Origin of the sequence: Aeromonas allosaccharophila, from assembly GCF_016026615.1 — a bacterium.
GTDB classification, from domain to species: Bacteria; Pseudomonadota; Gammaproteobacteria; order Enterobacterales; family Aeromonadaceae; genus Aeromonas; species Aeromonas allosaccharophila.
Map to the genome: position 1 here is coordinate 1068924 of NZ_CP065745.1, position 15017 is coordinate 1083940.

12 protein-coding genes are annotated in these 15017 nt (G+C 60.5%); 10 read left to right on the forward strand and 2 right to left on the reverse strand.

From position 1 onward, the window contains the following. The first annotated feature begins 47 nt into the window (after positions 1 to 47). From rpmI to cobB, 10 genes are all read left to right on the forward strand, one after another. Positions 48 to 245: a 50S ribosomal protein L35 gene (gene rpmI / locus I6G90_RS04700; protein ID WP_005336688.1), complete on the forward strand. Its 198-nt coding sequence runs from the start codon at positions 48 to 50 to the stop codon at positions 243 to 245. Positions 246 to 260: 15 nt separating this feature from the next. After that, complete coding sequence (gene rplT / locus I6G90_RS04705) at positions 261 to 617, forward strand: 50S ribosomal protein L20 (RefSeq protein WP_005336687.1); 357 nt, start codon at positions 261 to 263, stop codon at positions 615 to 617. A gap of 254 nt (positions 618 to 871) precedes the next feature. After that, complete coding sequence (locus tag I6G90_RS04710; protein ID WP_004576012.1) at positions 872 to 2290, forward strand: IS66-like element ISAs21 family transposase; 1419 nt, start codon at positions 872 to 874, stop codon at positions 2288 to 2290. A gap of 244 nt (positions 2291 to 2534) precedes the next feature. Next, positions 2535 to 3518: a phenylalanine--tRNA ligase subunit alpha gene (pheS, locus tag I6G90_RS04715; RefSeq protein WP_005351972.1), complete on the forward strand. Its 984-nt coding sequence runs from the start codon at positions 2535 to 2537 to the stop codon at positions 3516 to 3518. Between the two features lie 12 nt (positions 3519 to 3530). Beyond that, positions 3531 to 5918, forward strand: coding sequence for a phenylalanine--tRNA ligase subunit beta (pheT, locus tag I6G90_RS04720; protein ID WP_197929964.1), 2388 nt, complete (start codon positions 3531 to 3533; stop codon positions 5916 to 5918). Positions 5919 to 5921: 3 nt separating this feature from the next. Beyond that, entirely contained in the window at positions 5922 to 6218 is a 297-nt protein-coding gene (gene ihfA, locus I6G90_RS04725; RefSeq protein ID WP_005300715.1) for an integration host factor subunit alpha, read from the forward strand. A gap of 15 nt (positions 6219 to 6233) precedes the next feature. Continuing rightward, positions 6234 to 10235 (forward strand): response regulator, encoded by a 4002-nt coding sequence (locus I6G90_RS04730; protein ID WP_197929965.1) that lies wholly within the window; start codon positions 6234 to 6236, stop codon positions 10233 to 10235. Next, positions 10222 to 11466, forward strand: coding sequence for a response regulator (locus I6G90_RS04735; protein ID WP_197929966.1), 1245 nt, complete (start codon positions 10222 to 10224; stop codon positions 11464 to 11466). The genes I6G90_RS04730 and I6G90_RS04735 overlap by 14 nt, the downstream gene beginning before the upstream one ends. A 3-nt stretch (positions 11467 to 11469) precedes the next feature. After that, positions 11470 to 12111, forward strand: coding sequence for a GNAT family N-acetyltransferase (locus I6G90_RS04740; RefSeq protein ID WP_197929967.1), 642 nt, complete (start codon positions 11470 to 11472; stop codon positions 12109 to 12111). Positions 12112 to 12171: 60 nt separating this feature from the next. Next, positions 12172 to 12945: a Sir2 family NAD+-dependent deacetylase gene (cobB, locus tag I6G90_RS04745; protein ID WP_197929968.1), complete on the forward strand. Its 774-nt coding sequence runs from the start codon at positions 12172 to 12174 to the stop codon at positions 12943 to 12945. A gap of 104 nt (positions 12946 to 13049) precedes the next feature. Here cobB and I6G90_RS04750 read toward each other — a convergent pair whose 3' ends face one another. After that, positions 13050 to 14063, reverse strand: coding sequence for a substrate-binding domain-containing protein (locus tag I6G90_RS04750; RefSeq protein WP_197929969.1), 1014 nt, complete (start codon positions 14061 to 14063; stop codon positions 13050 to 13052). Next, positions 14063 to 14995, reverse strand: a complete 933-nt coding sequence (rbsK, locus tag I6G90_RS04755; RefSeq protein ID WP_197929970.1) for a ribokinase — start codon at positions 14993 to 14995, stop codon at positions 14063 to 14065. Before rbsK ends, I6G90_RS04750 begins: the two co-directional genes overlap by 1 nt. Positions 14996 to 15017: the final 22 nt, after the last annotated feature.

The window sequence follows — 15017 nt, forward strand, 5'->3', positions numbered from 1 at the left end:
TCGGTTCGCCTTGCGATTTTGTTGTCACTCACAATGCGGAGTATGAAATGCCGAAGATGAAAACCAACCGGGGTGCTGCAAAGCGCTTCAAAAAGACTGGCTCGGGTCGCTTCAAGTGCAAGCACAACCACCTGCGTCACATCCTGACCAAGAAGAGCAGCAAGCGTAAGCGTCAGCTGGGACCGAAATTCATGGTTTCTGCTGCCGACCACAAACGTGTTGTCGCTTGTCTGCCGTACGCATAAGGGGGGATGTGAAAAATGCCAAGAGTTAAACGTGGTGTGACTGCTCGAGCTCGTCACAAGAAAGTAATGAAAGCCGCCAAAGGTTACTACGGCGCCCGTTCCCGTGTTTACCGCGTAGCGGTACAAGCGGTAACCAAAGCTGGTCAGTATGCCTACCGTGACCGTCGCCAGAAAAAGCGTCAGTTCCGTCAGCTGTGGATTGCGCGTATCAACGCTGCAGCCCGTCAGAACGGTCTGTCCTACAGCCGTCTGATCAACGGTCTGAAGAAGGCTTCTATCGAGATCGATCGCAAGATCCTGTCCGATATCGCCGTTCACGACAAAATGGCTTTCACCGCCCTGGTTGAAAAAGCTAAAGCAGCTCTGGTTTAATCCAGTCCTGTTATAAACGCTAAAAGGAGGCTCAGGCCTCCTTTTTTGTATCTGTAACTATCTGTTTTACATCAATTTCCCCTTTCTCCCGTCCACATTCTGTCCACTGTTTTACACGAGCTACAGATTTCTCCACACAAGGTGATATGTGGTAACTGTTCACCCAGATGGCATTGACAGGAAAAAGTGAGACGATCATCCCTTGATCCACTGTTGCCCCTTGCCTGATCCCGCCAGCTTGGCACCATCACGTCATGAGCAAACCCATTACGCCACCACCCGGCCTGCCGCTGACCCTCGAGCAAGCCAACGAGCTGATTTACAAGCTGATGGCGCGCATCGCCGAGCTTGAAGACCGCCTCAACCAAAACAGCAATAACTCCTCCAAGCCCCCCTCCACTGATGGCTCGGGGACCCCGCCTGCGCGCAAGCGCCCCGCTTCCGGCAAGGCTCGTGGTGCCCAGCCTGGCCACAAGGGGCAGCGGCGTGAACGTCATCCTGAGGACGACCGACTGACGGCAATACCACACTATCCTGCCCGGCAGTGCGCCTGCTGTGGTGAGCAGGTGGTGTCCCATGACAAGCCCTACCGGGTTCATCAGGTGTTTGACCTGCCCGAGGTCAGCTATGTGGTGACAGAGCATCAGCTGTATCGGGGCACCTGCCGTGGGTGCGTCACCACCAGTGAAGCAGCCCTGCCCGATACGGTGAGCCACAGCCAGATGGGGGCTAATCTGCTGAGCTATATCGCTTTGCAGAGTGGTCAGTTCCACCAGAGCATCAGCAAGATACAGCAGCAGCTCAAGCAGCACTTCGGTTTGAGCTTTAGCCGAGGCGCCATCAGTGAAGCGCAAGGCCGGGTCAGCGCCATGCTCACCCCGACCCACCAAGCCATCAAACAGCAAGTGCAGTCTGCCGCCATCATCCATGCCGATGAAACCCGGCACCAGCGGGGCGGTGAGCGACGCTGGATGTGGCTGGCCCTGAGCAAGGTCGCGGTCTGCTTCATGACGGCGTTTGGCCGCGGTCAGGAGGCAGCGAAGCGGTTGCTGGGCAGTGAGCTTGATGGGGTGCTGGTGACCGACCAGTATGCGGGATACCGCTTCATCGACAGCGCCCAGCGCCAACTGTGCTGGGCGCATGTGCTGCGCAACGTGGCGGCGATTGCCGAGAGTAGCGACGCCGTCAACCAGCCTATCGGAGCCCGGCTGGTACTGCTGGCTGACACGGTGTTCAGAACCCGGCATGGCTATGAACAAGGCTGCTTAAGCCGGGAGCAGTACCAGCGAAGGTTGCAGCGATGTCGGCAAAGCTGGCGAAGGCAGCTGGAGCGGGGCAGTGTACTGTGTTCCAAGCGCTACCGTGGGCGCTGCCAGTTACTGCTCAAGGACGATGAGATGCTATGGCGTTTTATGGAAAACGACGAGATAGCGCTGACCAACAATGAAGCGGAGCGGGCGCTGCGTGGCTATGTGCTGTGGCGCAAGGGAAGCTATGGCGTCTGGTCGCATCGAGGCGAGCAGTTCAGGCAGCGTATCCTATCGTTGGTGGAGACGGCCAAGCGATTGGGCCGCTGCCCGCAGGAGTGGCTGAGGGCAGTTGTCAGGTCCTGCATCGAGAAAACCGACTACCCGTTCCCGGAGGAGTTGGTGCTGTCAACACCGTCCCGGTGAACGGTTACGATATGTGCGAGATGACTTGTTCTACAAATGTCTTATATGCCAACAAACTAGATGCTTGTTCCACTATTTCAAGAGTGGTAGTGAGCCAATGAGACTCGCTTGATATAACAAAATGATTTGTAGGGAGAAAAGCCCACCTTAACTATGGTCAGCGAAGGGGCTTTTTTTGTATTATTCCCCTCTTGACCTTATTTAGCCTAAAGGCTCCTGTACCGGGAGTGGTGACGAGGAAGACATGCAACAGCTTGAAGAAGTAGTCGGCCAAGCCAGAGCCGAAATTGAGGGCGTGAGCGATATCGCTACCCTCGACGAAATCCGGGTCAAATATCTGGGTAAAAAAGGCTTTTTTACCGAGCAGATGAAGGGCCTGGGTGCCTTGTCTGCCGAAGAGCGTCCCGCTGCGGGCGCCGTGATCAACCAAGCCAAACAGCAGGTCCAGGATGCGCTGAACGAGCGTCGTGAAGCGCTCGAAGTCGCCGTGCTGAACCAGAAGCTGGCCGCCGAGACCATCGACGTCAGCCTGCCGGGCCGCCGCATCGAGAATGGTGGTCTGCACCCGGTAACCCGCACCATTGAACGCATCGAGCGCCTGTTTGGCGAGATGGGCTTCAAGGTGGCCCGTGGTCCCGAGATTGAAGATGGCTTCCACAACTTCGATGCGCTGAATATTCCGGCTCACCATCCGGCGCGTACCGATCACGATACCTTCTACTTCAATCCTGATCTGATGCTGCGTACCCACACCTCCGGTGTGCAGATCCGCACCATGCAGCAGCAACAGCCGCCGATCCGCATCATTGCACCGGGCCGCGTCTATCGTAACGACTACGACATGACCCACACCCCGATGTTCCATCAGGTTGAAGGTCTGCTGGTTGACGAGCATGCCAGCTTTACCGAGCTGAAGGGCATTCTGCACGACTTCCTGCGCAACTACTTCGAGGAAGACCTGACCATTCGCTTCCGTCCTTCCTACTTCCCGTTCACCGAGCCGAGCGCCGAAGTGGACGTGATGGGCAAGAACGGCAAGTGGCTGGAAGTGCTGGGTTGCGGCATGGTGCACCCGAACGTACTGCGTTCGGTTGGTATCGATCCGGAAAAATACTCCGGCTTTGCCTTCGGCATGGGCGTTGAGCGCCTGACCATGCTGCGTTACGGGGTCAACGACCTGCGTGCCTTCTTCGAAAACGACCTGCGCTTCCTCAAGCAGTTCAAGTAAGGGCGAGAGAACATGAAATTCAGTAAATCCTGGGTGATGGAGTGGGTCCGCACCGAGTTGAGTGACAATGCACTGGCCGAGCAGATCACCATGGCCGGTCTGGAAGTGGACGCCGTGGAAGCGGTGGCTGGCCAGTTCAACAATGTGGTGGTGGGTGAAGTGGTCGAGTGCGCCCAGCACCCGGACGCCGACAAGCTGCGGGTGACCAAGGTCAACGTGGGCGAGGCCGAGCTGCTGGATATCGTCTGTGGCGCACCGAACTGCCGTCAGGGCTTGAAAGTGTGCGTGGCCAAAGTAGGGGCGACCCTGCCGGGTGATTTCACCATCAAGAAAGCCAAGCTGCGTGGCCAGCCGTCTCACGGCATGCTCTGCTCTTTCAGTGAGCTGGGTATCGACGTCGAAGCCGATGGCATCATCGAGCTGCCGGCCGATGCCCCCATCGGTACCGATATTCGCGACTACCTCAATCTGAACGATGTCTCCATCGACGTGGATCTGACCCCGAACCGTGCAGATTGCCTCGGTATCGCCGGTCTGGCCCGTGAGATCGGTGTGCTCAACAGCGTGGACGTGGTCGAGCCGACCTGGGCGCCAGCTGTTGCCACCATCGATGCGACCTTCCCGATCCGGGTGGAGGCGCCAGCCGATTGCCCCCGTTATCTGGGGCGCGTCATCAAGGGGCTGAACCTCAAGGCCCAGAGCCCGCTCTGGATGCAAGAGAAGCTGCGCCGTGGCGGCATTCGCTCCATCGACGCCATCGTCGATATCACCAACTACCTGCTGCTGGAATATGGTCAGCCGATGCACGCCTTCGATCTGGCGACGATTGAAGGGGAACTGGTGGTGCGTCGCGCCCACGCTGATGAGCCGATGACCCTGCTCGACGGCAACGAAGTGAAGCTCAAAGAGACTACTTTGGTGATTGCCGATGCCAAAGGCCCTGCCTGCATGGCCGGTATCTTCGGTGGCAATCGCACCGGTGTTTCCGAGACCACTACCGACATCCTGCTGGAGTGTGCCTTCTTCGCGCCACTCTCCATCACCGGTCGTGCTCGCGCTTACGGTTTGCACACCGACTCCTCTCACCGTTTCGAGCGCGGGGTTGATCCCGAGCTGCAAGCCAAGGTGATGGATCGTGCCACCCGTTTGCTGCTGGATATCTGTGGCGGCGAAGCCGGTCCGGTCATCGAGGTCAAATCCGATGCCCATCTGCCGAAAGCGGCACCCATCAAGCTGCGTCGTGCCAAACTCGACAAGGTGATCGGTATCAGCGTGGCTGACGCTCAAGTGGTCGAGATCCTGACCCGTCTCGGCATGCAGGTCACTGTGGATGCTGACGGTTGGACTGCTCTGGCACCCTCCTGGCGTTTTGATATCGCCATCGAGGAAGACCTCATCGAGGAAGTGGCCCGCATCTACGGCTACAACAACATCCCGAACCTCAAACCCGCCGCCTCTCTGGCGATGGTTGAGCAGGCAGAAGGGCAGGTGACCCTGAAGCGGGTGCGTGACCTGCTGGTTGACCGCGGTTTCCAGGAAGCGATCACCTACAGCTTCGTCGATCCCAAGACCCAGCAAACCCTGTTCCCGCAGAGCGATGCCATTGTGCTGCCCAACCCGATTTCGGTCGAGATGTCCGCCATGCGCGTCTCTCTCTTCCCAGGTCTGGTTCAGGCGGTGGTCTACAACCAGAACCGCCAGCAGCCGCGCGTGCGCCTGTTCGAGCAGGGTCTGCGTTTCATCAAGGACGAAAGCGCCGAGAACGGCATCCGTCAGGAGCCGATGCTGGCCGGTATCATCACTGGCAACCAGAGCGACGAGCACTGGGACATCAAGACCCGCGCAGCCGACTTCTTTGATTTGAAAGGGGATCTGGAAGCGGTGCTGGACTTGACCGCCGAAGGGGCCACCTTTACCTTCGAGCGCACCGAGCACAGCGCCCTGCACCCGGGCCAGAGCGCAGCCATCCTGCGTAATGGCGAGGTCATCGGCCACATCGGCGTGATCCACCCGAGCCTCGAGAAGAAGCTGGGCCTCAAGAGCCGCGCGGTGATGTTTGAACTGGAGCTGGACAAGCTGACCCCGGCCAAGGTGCCGGTGGCAGCCGAAGTTTCCAAGTTCCCTGCGAACCGTCGTGACATCGCCGTCGTGGTCGATCGTCAGGTTCTGGCAGGTGATGTGCTTGCGGTAATTAAAAAAGTTGGCGGAAATCAGGTAGTTGGAATAAACTTGTTTGACGTATACCAGGGTGCTGGTATGGCAGAGGACAAGAAGAGCCTGGCCATCAGTCTTGTATTGCAAGATACCCAGCGCACCCTGGAGGAGAAAGAGATTGCCGAGACCGTAGACAATGTCGTGCGGGCCCTTGGTGAAGAGTTGAATGCATCCTTGAGGGATTGATCTATGGCGCTTACCAAAGCCGACATTGCAGAGCACCTGTTCACCCAACTCGGGATGAGCAAGCGTGAAGCCAAAGATATGGTGGAAGCCTTCTTTGAGGAAATCCGACAGGCGCTAGAGCGTGGTGAACAAGTCAAGATTTCAGGCTTCGGTAACTTTGACCTTCGTGAGAAGAATCAGCGTCCCGGACGTAACCCCAAGACGGGCGAGGATATTCCTATCAGCGCCCGTCGCGTGGTGACCTTCCGGCCTGGCCAGAAGCTCAAGGCCAGGGTAGAAAATGTTGAACCCAACGAGTGATAAAAAGCCAGGCAGATGCCTGGCTTTTGTTTTCAGATGACAAAAATTCCCCTTCTGCTTCTGACCACAGTGCTGGTCATGCCGTTGCAAGCCAAGCCGCCGCAGTCCACGAGATTGCAGACCACCGTGTTGCCGCTGGCGCCGGCGATTCAGGCCTATGTCGACTCCATCACCCAGCTGGAGATCTGTTATCCCGCCACCCTTCCACCCCCTTATTTGTTAGCGGGGGGAGGGCTGCTCAAGGATCGGATCGCCAAGCTGGCCGCCGTGCTGCCAGTCCCGCTCAAGGTACACGAACTGCCCGACTGGCAAGCGGTGCGCGATGCGCTGCTGCAAGGCCACTGCGACATAGTCCCTCATGTTGGTCCGATCTCGACCGTGTTGCCCGATATGCTGGTCAGCCGGGCGATGATGGAGACGGATGCCGCCATTCTCTACCGTGGTGATCTCGAACATGCAACCTTTCTGGTTCCGGCTGCTACCAGCTCTGGCAGGATGCTCAGGGCGCTCTACCCGAATGCGGTGATCAGGCAACTGCCGAAGGGAGAGGATCTCTATTCGGCGCTGGAGAGCGGCAAAGGAAATGCCTATCTGGGTGACTACCTGCAACTGCGTTATCTGATGCGCGAATTTCCCGCCGATGGCTTGCGATTGCGCCGGTTGCTGGGGGATGAGCGGGTGGTCAGTTATCGCTTGATGATGCGTGGCGAACCGGAACTGGCCCGTCTGATCGATACCGCTATCCGCTACATGCCTGCCGGCAGTCTCTATGCCGATCTGGGTCGCTATCTCGATCAGGGATCGCTCTATGTCAACCAGTTGCACTTCAGCGATACCGAACAGGCCTGGCTCTCTGGCCGGGGGCGCACCGTCCGTCTGGTGGTCAATCCCGAGTTGATGCCCTATAGCGGCGTCAATGAGCTGGGGGAGGCGAAAGGGTGGAGTGCGGATGTGCTGCGCTGGGTCACCCAGGAGACCGGCCTGAAATACCAGTTGGTGGCTGCCGCCAGCAAGGCCGAGGCGATAGAAAAGCTGCGCCGCGGTGAGGCTGACATGATGGCCGGTTTACCGGAATCCCCCGCACTGACCGATGAATTCATCTTCAGCCGGACGATCTCCATCAACCGGTTTGCCTTGATCAGCAAACGCAAGGTGGTTGCCGATCACATCACCCAGCTCAAGCGCCAGCGCATTCTGGTGCCGGAATCCCTCTACGATCCCTCCCTGCTCGCCTTGCTCGGTGATCAGGAGTGGCTTCGCACCGACGGCCTCGAGCAGGGGCTTGCGGAGATCAAACAGGGCAAGGCTGACGCCATGCTAAGCGAGCTTTATCAGCTGCAATATCCCCAGCGCACCAACCTGCTGGAAGGGCTCGATATCGAGGAGCTGGAGGATCGCTTCGGCCTGGGCTTTGCCATCAACAAAGGCCAGACCGAGTTGGCAGGGGTGATGGATCGCAACCTGATGGCCCTGACCAGCACCCAGATCGATGAGCTGAACCAGCGTTGGCGTCGCTTGCTCGTCGTACAGCAGCCCGGCGTGAGCTACGCCGCCTGGTTTGGCTCCATCGCCATGGCACTGCTGATCAGCGGTATCGTCATCGGCGGGATCTGGCGTTCTCGCCAGCAACTGGCTCGGGAGGTGGCCCAGCGTCACGCCGCCGAGAAGGCGCTGGCCATCGAGAGTGAGCTGCGTGAAACCATGTTTCAGGCGCTGCCGGTGCCCGTCTATCTGCGCAACAGTGAGGGCAAGGTGATCAAATCCAATAAGCAGGGGCGACGTCTGGCCCTGCGTTACTCGCAACAGCTGATGTTGCCGCCGGTACAGCCCCAGAAGAGCGAAGGGGAGCTGGTGCTGGGGGATCAGGTCTTCGCCTATGCCCAGCATCCGCTGCGGCTGGACAAGCAGGCGCCCGCTACCGATCTCATCGCCCTGTCGGATATCAGCGTGCTGCGTGAGCAGGCCCGTTTCCTGCGTCAGGCAGAGCGCCGTCTGCGCGCCCTGACCAATACCGTGCCCGGCGTGGTGCTGCAGTTTATGTTCGAGCGGGGGCGGGTGGGGGCCATCGAGTTTATCAGCCGCGGCTGTTACGAGCTGCTGGGGCTGGCGAGCCAGCAGATCCGCCGTGAGCCCAAACGGGTGCTCGCTATGCTGGAGCGGGAGGACCGCAGCCGGGTGCGGCGCGAGATGTTCGCCATGTTGCAGGCAGGCAAACCCTTCGCATTCACCCTGCGTTACCACCATCCCACCAAGGGTGTGCGCTGGTTGCAGCTCTATGGCCGTGGCCGCAGTCAGCCGCAGGGGTGGCGGATCTATGCGGTGATGCAGGATGCCACCGCCCGGGTCGAGCAGGATCAGGCACTGCAGCACTCTCATGAGCAGGCGCAGCAGGCGGTGCAGGCCAAGGGCCGTTTCTTGGCCGCCATCAGTCACGAGATCCGCACGCCGATGAATGCCATTCTCGGCCTGCTTGAGTGGTTGGCCACGACGCCGTTGTCACAGGAACAAGGGTCTGCACTGGCACGGGTACGGCAGGCGGGGGACGAGCTGCTCGGCCTGCTCAACGATGTGCTCGATTTTAGCCGCAATGAAAGCCGTCAACTCTCCCTCTCACCCCAGCCTACCGATTTTGCCGAGCTGTGCGAGCACGTGGCGGCGGTGCACTGGACCAAGGCGCGGGCCAAGGGATTGCAACTGCGCTTGCAGCTGGATCCGGCGCTGCCTGCCTTGCAGACCCTCGACCCTCACCGGGTACGGCAAGTGCTTCACAATCTGCTCTCCAATGCCATCAAGTTCAGCCAGCGTGGGGAGGTGGTGCTGTGGGCCGAGCTGGCAGACGCGATCCTGCGCTTCGGGGTCGATGATCAGGGACCGGGGATCACTGCCAGGATGCGCCCCACGCTCTTTATGCCATTCGAACAGTTTGCCGTTGAAGGGCAACTGCGGGCACCAGGCACCGGCCTTGGTCTGGCGATCTGCAAGCAGCTGATCGAGCAGATGGGCGGCCTTATCGATGTCGAGGGGCGCGTCGGTGGCGGCAGCCGCTTCTTCTGCGAGTTACCCCTCAAACGGGTGGCGCAGGAGCCGGAGTGGCAGCCCAGAGTGCGGCAACTGGCGCTCTCTTTACCTCACGATGAGGCACAGGCGCTTTCACCCTGGCTCAGCCGCTTGGGGATCGCCACCGTCAGCAACGCCGTGGATACGCTGCAAGCGGAGGTGGACGAACAGGGCCTCTACTATTGGGCCTGGCAGGGGGAGTCCTGGGTACCTGGCACCATCATTACCCTGCTGCAACCGCGATTAACCCCTGAACAGCCGGTCGCCGGTACCCAGCCCGGGCTTGGCATGCGGGTCCTGTTGGTGGAAGATCACGATGTCAATCTCGAGCTGATCAGCCTGCAACTGGGGCAACTCGGTGCCAGCGTCATCACTGCCGCCAACGGGCAGTTGGCGCTGGATCTGCTGGCGCAGCACGAGGTGGACTTTGTGCTGACCGATCTGCAGATGCCGGTGATGAACGGGGCCGAGCTGTGCAGAGCGTTGCGCCAATCTGCGCGTTGGGCCCATCTGCCGGTTTATGTGATCACCGCGGATCTCAGTGAACAGGCTGCCAATGAGCTGCAATCCTGTGGTTGCGATGGCCATCTGGACAAGCCGGTCGCCCTCAAGGAGTTGGCGACCTTGCTGCGTCACATCGCCAGAGCCGGAGGCAATATCGTCGCCCCGACACCGGTTGTCTCGCTGCTGACCGATGAACTGGCCGCCCTTTATCTGAAGGCGACCCGTGATGATTTGGCCGAACTTGAGCGCTGTTGCGCAGAAGAAGATGAAGTTGGCGTGAATGCTGCTTTACACAAGTTGAAGGGGGCCGCCAGAATGGTAGGGGCGACTGCGTTGGTGGCGGTCATTGAAGAGTGGCAGCAAGCGCCCCATCCGGCGCTGCAAGCCAGATTGAACCGGGCATTGGATGAGTTCAGCCAGCAGTTTTCAAAGAGGGCTCAAGATGATCATCACTGATGAAGAATTACTGGCGTTGCTCGATGCGGAAGAGCACGAGGCGGCAGGATTTTGCCCCATCGTGCTCTATGCCCTCGATGGCGTCTCTCATGCACTGGCCAGCGCCACGACACTACCCTCCTATGTGACGTTGCACCGCACCCAACCGGATGCCTGCTGGCAGTGGGAAGGGCTGTTTGCGGCCGGCGCCATCGCGCTTTACGATCCCGCCGCTCATCAGCAGGCGGACTATTTTCCCCAAATGCAGTCGCATCAGGGCATTTATGCCATCGGCGAGGATTGGTTGGGAGGGCTCGCGGCCAGTTACCGTGACTGGTGCTGCTGGCTGGCGGCCAACAAGATAGTGCTGCTCGAGGATCACCCGTTTCAGGGGATGCAGTTGCAGCAAACCATCGCCGCGCTGGGGCTCTCCTGCCAGTGGGTACAGGATGAGGCGGCCTGCCTTGCCGCTCTGGCGGCGGAAGATACTCGCCTGCTGGTGTGCGATCTCAGTCTGGTTGAGCAGGATGCCATCAGCCTGCTGATGAGCCAGCCCAGGTTGCAGCAAGAGGGGTTGCCTATCGTGCTGCTCTCGGCCCATGAGCAGACGCTGATCGACGGTGCCCGTCGGCTGCTGCACGATGCCGGTTTCAATATTCTGGCGGCGTTGGCCAAGCCCCTCGACTGCGATGCGTTGCTCAGGTTGCTGCGCCGACTCTATCTGGGGCCGCTGCGTCAACAGCGCTTGAGTGGCCAGCGCCGCACGATTCGTAGTTGGCAGGGGGAGGTACTGGGCCAGCTTGGTCTGCTCTCCAGCCCCGCGACTCCACATCCGGTCTGGCTGGCGGTGACGGGCTTGCCCAGCCGCTGGGATGCCCTCAAGGAGTGGCTGGCGGAGCAGTCGCGTGCGCCATCAGAATTGACCTTGCTGATCCACCGGCGTGATCACCTGCTCGGCAATGCCGACCGCTTCGCACTGGTGCTGCAAGCCAGTCTGGCGGGGAGCAAGCTGGCGCTGTTGCTCGACAACAGCCAACATCTGCCCTTCGATCTGCTGGAGCGTTTGCCACTGCAAGCCTTGCTACTGGGGCAGGGGATCCTGCCGGAGATGGAGTCCTTGACCGGTGACTCCCTACTGGGACGTTTTATGGTCCGGGTCAGGGAGCTGGGGATCGCCGTCTATCTGGATGACCCTTACAACCTGCTCGATGTCGACCTGTGGCGAGAGCGCGGTATCACGGGGCGCTGGTAAACCATGGCGCGCTACCTCTGCTGGCCCATGCATCGGGAGCGCCTTGGCAAAGGGCTGGATGGCTGGCCTCATCCGGTTTCCCGGGCTGCGCTGCCATTGACGATGCAGGTATCCGATGTGCCTTGCCTGCTGCGCGAGCTGCACGGAGTGACACCAGCCCGCATACTGGCCGCTTACGATGCACTGAGTGAAGAGAGCATCTACCTGCGCTTTATGCGCCCGAAACGGGCGCCGCTACCGGAGCAGGTCGCGCAATTTCTCAATTACCACCCCGAACATCAGATCTCGCTGCTGCTGACCGATCTCGCCGGTGAGCCGCTGGCGCAGGCGCAATCGATCCGCCGCCGTCTTCATCCCGATAGGGCGGAGTTTTCCTGCATCGTGGCAGATCACTTTCAGCACAAGGGGGCGGGGCGGCGCATTCTGCTGGCGCTGGCACTGCTGGCGCGCGCCGAGGGCATTCGGGAGTGGACGGCCGAAGTCTTGGCCCAGAATCGTCCCATGCTGACTCTGCTCAAGCGCCTTGGCTTGCCGCTGACGCTGGTGACCGGGCGGGAGATGGTCTTTGTCAGGCTGGATCTGTCGGTACTGGATGGCTGGTTGTCAGTGCAGTCAGCGGTAGCGCTTAAGACCAAGGGCGAATAGTGACACTTTTTTCCCTGTGCTAAGGTCACATTTATTGTGCGGGGATAGACGGAGCAGCTTATGGCGCAGTCATATAAACATATCGTGATCCTGACCGGAGCGGGGATATCGGCGGAATCCGGCATCAAGACCTTTCGTGCCTGCGATGGTTTGTGGGAAGAGCACAGGGTCGAGGATGTGGCGACCCCCGAGGGATATGCCCGGGATCCCGATCTGGTGCTGCGCTTTTACAACTCCCGCCGCAAACAGCTGCAACAACCTCAGGTTCACCCCAATCCGGCGCACTATGCGCTGGCTCGCCTCGAGCGGCTGCTGCCCGGCACGGTCACCCTGGTGACCCAGAACATCGACAATCTGCATGAGAGCGCGGGCAGCAAGAACCTCATCCATATGCACGGCGAGCTGCTGAAGGCCCGCTGTCCCGAGTCCGGTCAGGTGATCGAGTGGCGCGGCGATCTCCATCAGGACGAGCTCTGCTCCTGCTGCCAGTTTCCCCAGCAGATGCGCCCCCATGTGGTCTGGTTTGGCGAGATGCCGCTCGGGCTGGATCGGATCTACAGCGCGTTGGCCCAGTGTGATCTCTTTATCTCCATCGGCACCTCGGGCGCTGTCTATCCGGCCGCCGGGTTTGTCCATGAGGCGGGCCTCAACGGTGCGCACACCATCGAGCTCAATCTCGAGCCGAGCGAGGTGGGCAGCCAGTTTGACGAGAAGCGCTATGGCCCGGCCTCCCTGCTGGTTCCCGCCTATGTCGATGAGTTGCTGGAGGCGTGCGGCATCCATCAGCCCCGGCAGGTCGAGGGGCACAACTGGATGGAGATGCGTGAACGCTAGGCATCCGGGATAGTGGAAAAGCAGAAGGCGACTCGGGGAGTCGCCTTTTTGTTGTGTGGTGATTTTGTTTTCCGCTGCGTTTAGTGTCCGGTAGCGGGTGCCCGTTACGATTGCTCGGGTAGGGGGGCGCAGGATTGCCTGATCACCAGATCCGGGTCGACGGTGATCAGGTGATTTTCCACCGCCTCGCCGTTGATCCGCGCCAGCAGGCGGGTGACGGCCAGCCGTCCCAGCTCCTCTTTGGGCTGGTTGACGGTAGTGAGCGGCGGCGAGAGGTATTGCGCCAGCGCCACGTTGTCGTAGCCGACGATGGAGAGATCCCGCGGTATCACAATGCCCGCCTGATGGGCAGCACTGATGGCTCCCATCGCCATCATGTCGTTGCAGACAAAGAGGGCGGTGGGGCGCGAAGGGAGTGCCAGCAGCCGCGCCATGGCGGCAAAGCCGCTGGCGCAATCAAAGTCCCCCTCCTGGATCCACTCCGGATTGATCGTGAGACCCGCCTCCTGCATCGCCAGCTCAAAGCCAGCTTGGCGCTGGTTGGCGGGGGCACGGCTCTGGGGACCGGAGATGCAGCCGATGGCGGTATGGCCCAGCTCAATCAGATGGCGGGTCGCCAGATAACCGCCGTGGAAGGAGTTGTCGGCGATAAGATCCACATCCTCGCTGACCAGCCCCCAATCCATCACCACCACCGGCAGGCTCTTGAGCCAGTCGAGCTGGTTGAACACCTCCTGTTGCCCCTCGCTACACATGATCAGCAGGCCATCGACCCGCTTGCGCAGCATCATCTTGAGGTAGGAGAGAGCGGTCTCGGCCTGCCCCTCGGTGTTGCCCAGCATCAGGTTGTAGCCCTGCTCGAAGCAGTAGCGCTCCACCCCGCGCACCACTTCGGCAAAGAAGGGGTTGCTGGAGGTGGTGACCAGCATGCCGATACTGTTGGTCTCCTTCACCTTGAGGCTGCGGGCTACCAGGCTCGGGGCGTAGTTGAGATCGCGCATGGCGGCGAAGACCCGCTCACGGGTCTCCTCGGCCACGAAGCGGGTCTCGTTGATGACATGGGAGACGGTGGTGGTGGAAACCCCCGCCAGCGCCGCCACCTCCTTGATATTGGCCATCAGTGCCCCTGCGCACTCTGCTCAAGCAGGAAGGCGTCAACCTCCTCCTTGCTCGGGATGGAGCTCTGGGCGCCAAACCGGGTGACAGAGAGCGCTGCTGCGCCGTGGGCAAAGCGCACTGCGCCGTTGAAGTCGGCCCCGGCCAGCTCGGCGGCCAGCAGGGCGCCGTTGAAGGTATCGCCAGCAGCCGTGGTGTCGACCGCTTTCACCCGAAAACCCGGGATCAGCAGTTGCTGCTTTGCGTTGCTGCAATAGACCCCTTGGGAGCCCAGGGTGATCATCACATCCGCAATGCCCATCTGATGGAAGCGGGCAGCAGCCTCACGGGCGCTGGCTTCGTCGGTGACTTTGACGCCGGTCAGCAGCTCGGCTTCGGTCTGGTTGGGGGTGATAAGGTCGACCAGCGCCAACAGCTCGGCGGAGAGCGGACGGGCGGGGGCGGGGTTGAGTACCACCCGGGTGCCGTGGGCACGGGCCAGCCGTGCCGCTTCGAACACGCTTTCGAGCGGCACTTCCAGCTGCAGCAGCAGGGTATGGGCGTCGGCAATCAGGGCTTCGTGGCGCTGTACCACCGCAGGGGAGAGGGCCCCGTTGGCTTCGGCGGAGATGCCGATGCTGTTCTCCCCCTCATCGCTGACATAGATGATGGCGATACCGGTGGGCAGGGTGTCGTCGAGCTCGACGGCACTGACGTCGATGCCATCTTTGGCAAAGCCGGTTTTCATCTGGTGGCCGATGGCGTCATCACCGATACGGGCGATAAAGGATACGGGGGCGCCGAGGCGGGCGGCTGCGACCGCCTGATTGGCCCCCTTGCCACCCGGGACCACCTGATAGCTGTGACCGGTCAGGGTTTCACCCGGGCGAGGAAAGTGGGGAACGCGCAGCACATGGTCTGCATTGACACTGCCCAGAACGACGAGACGTTTCATGTTGACTACTCCTGATGCATCT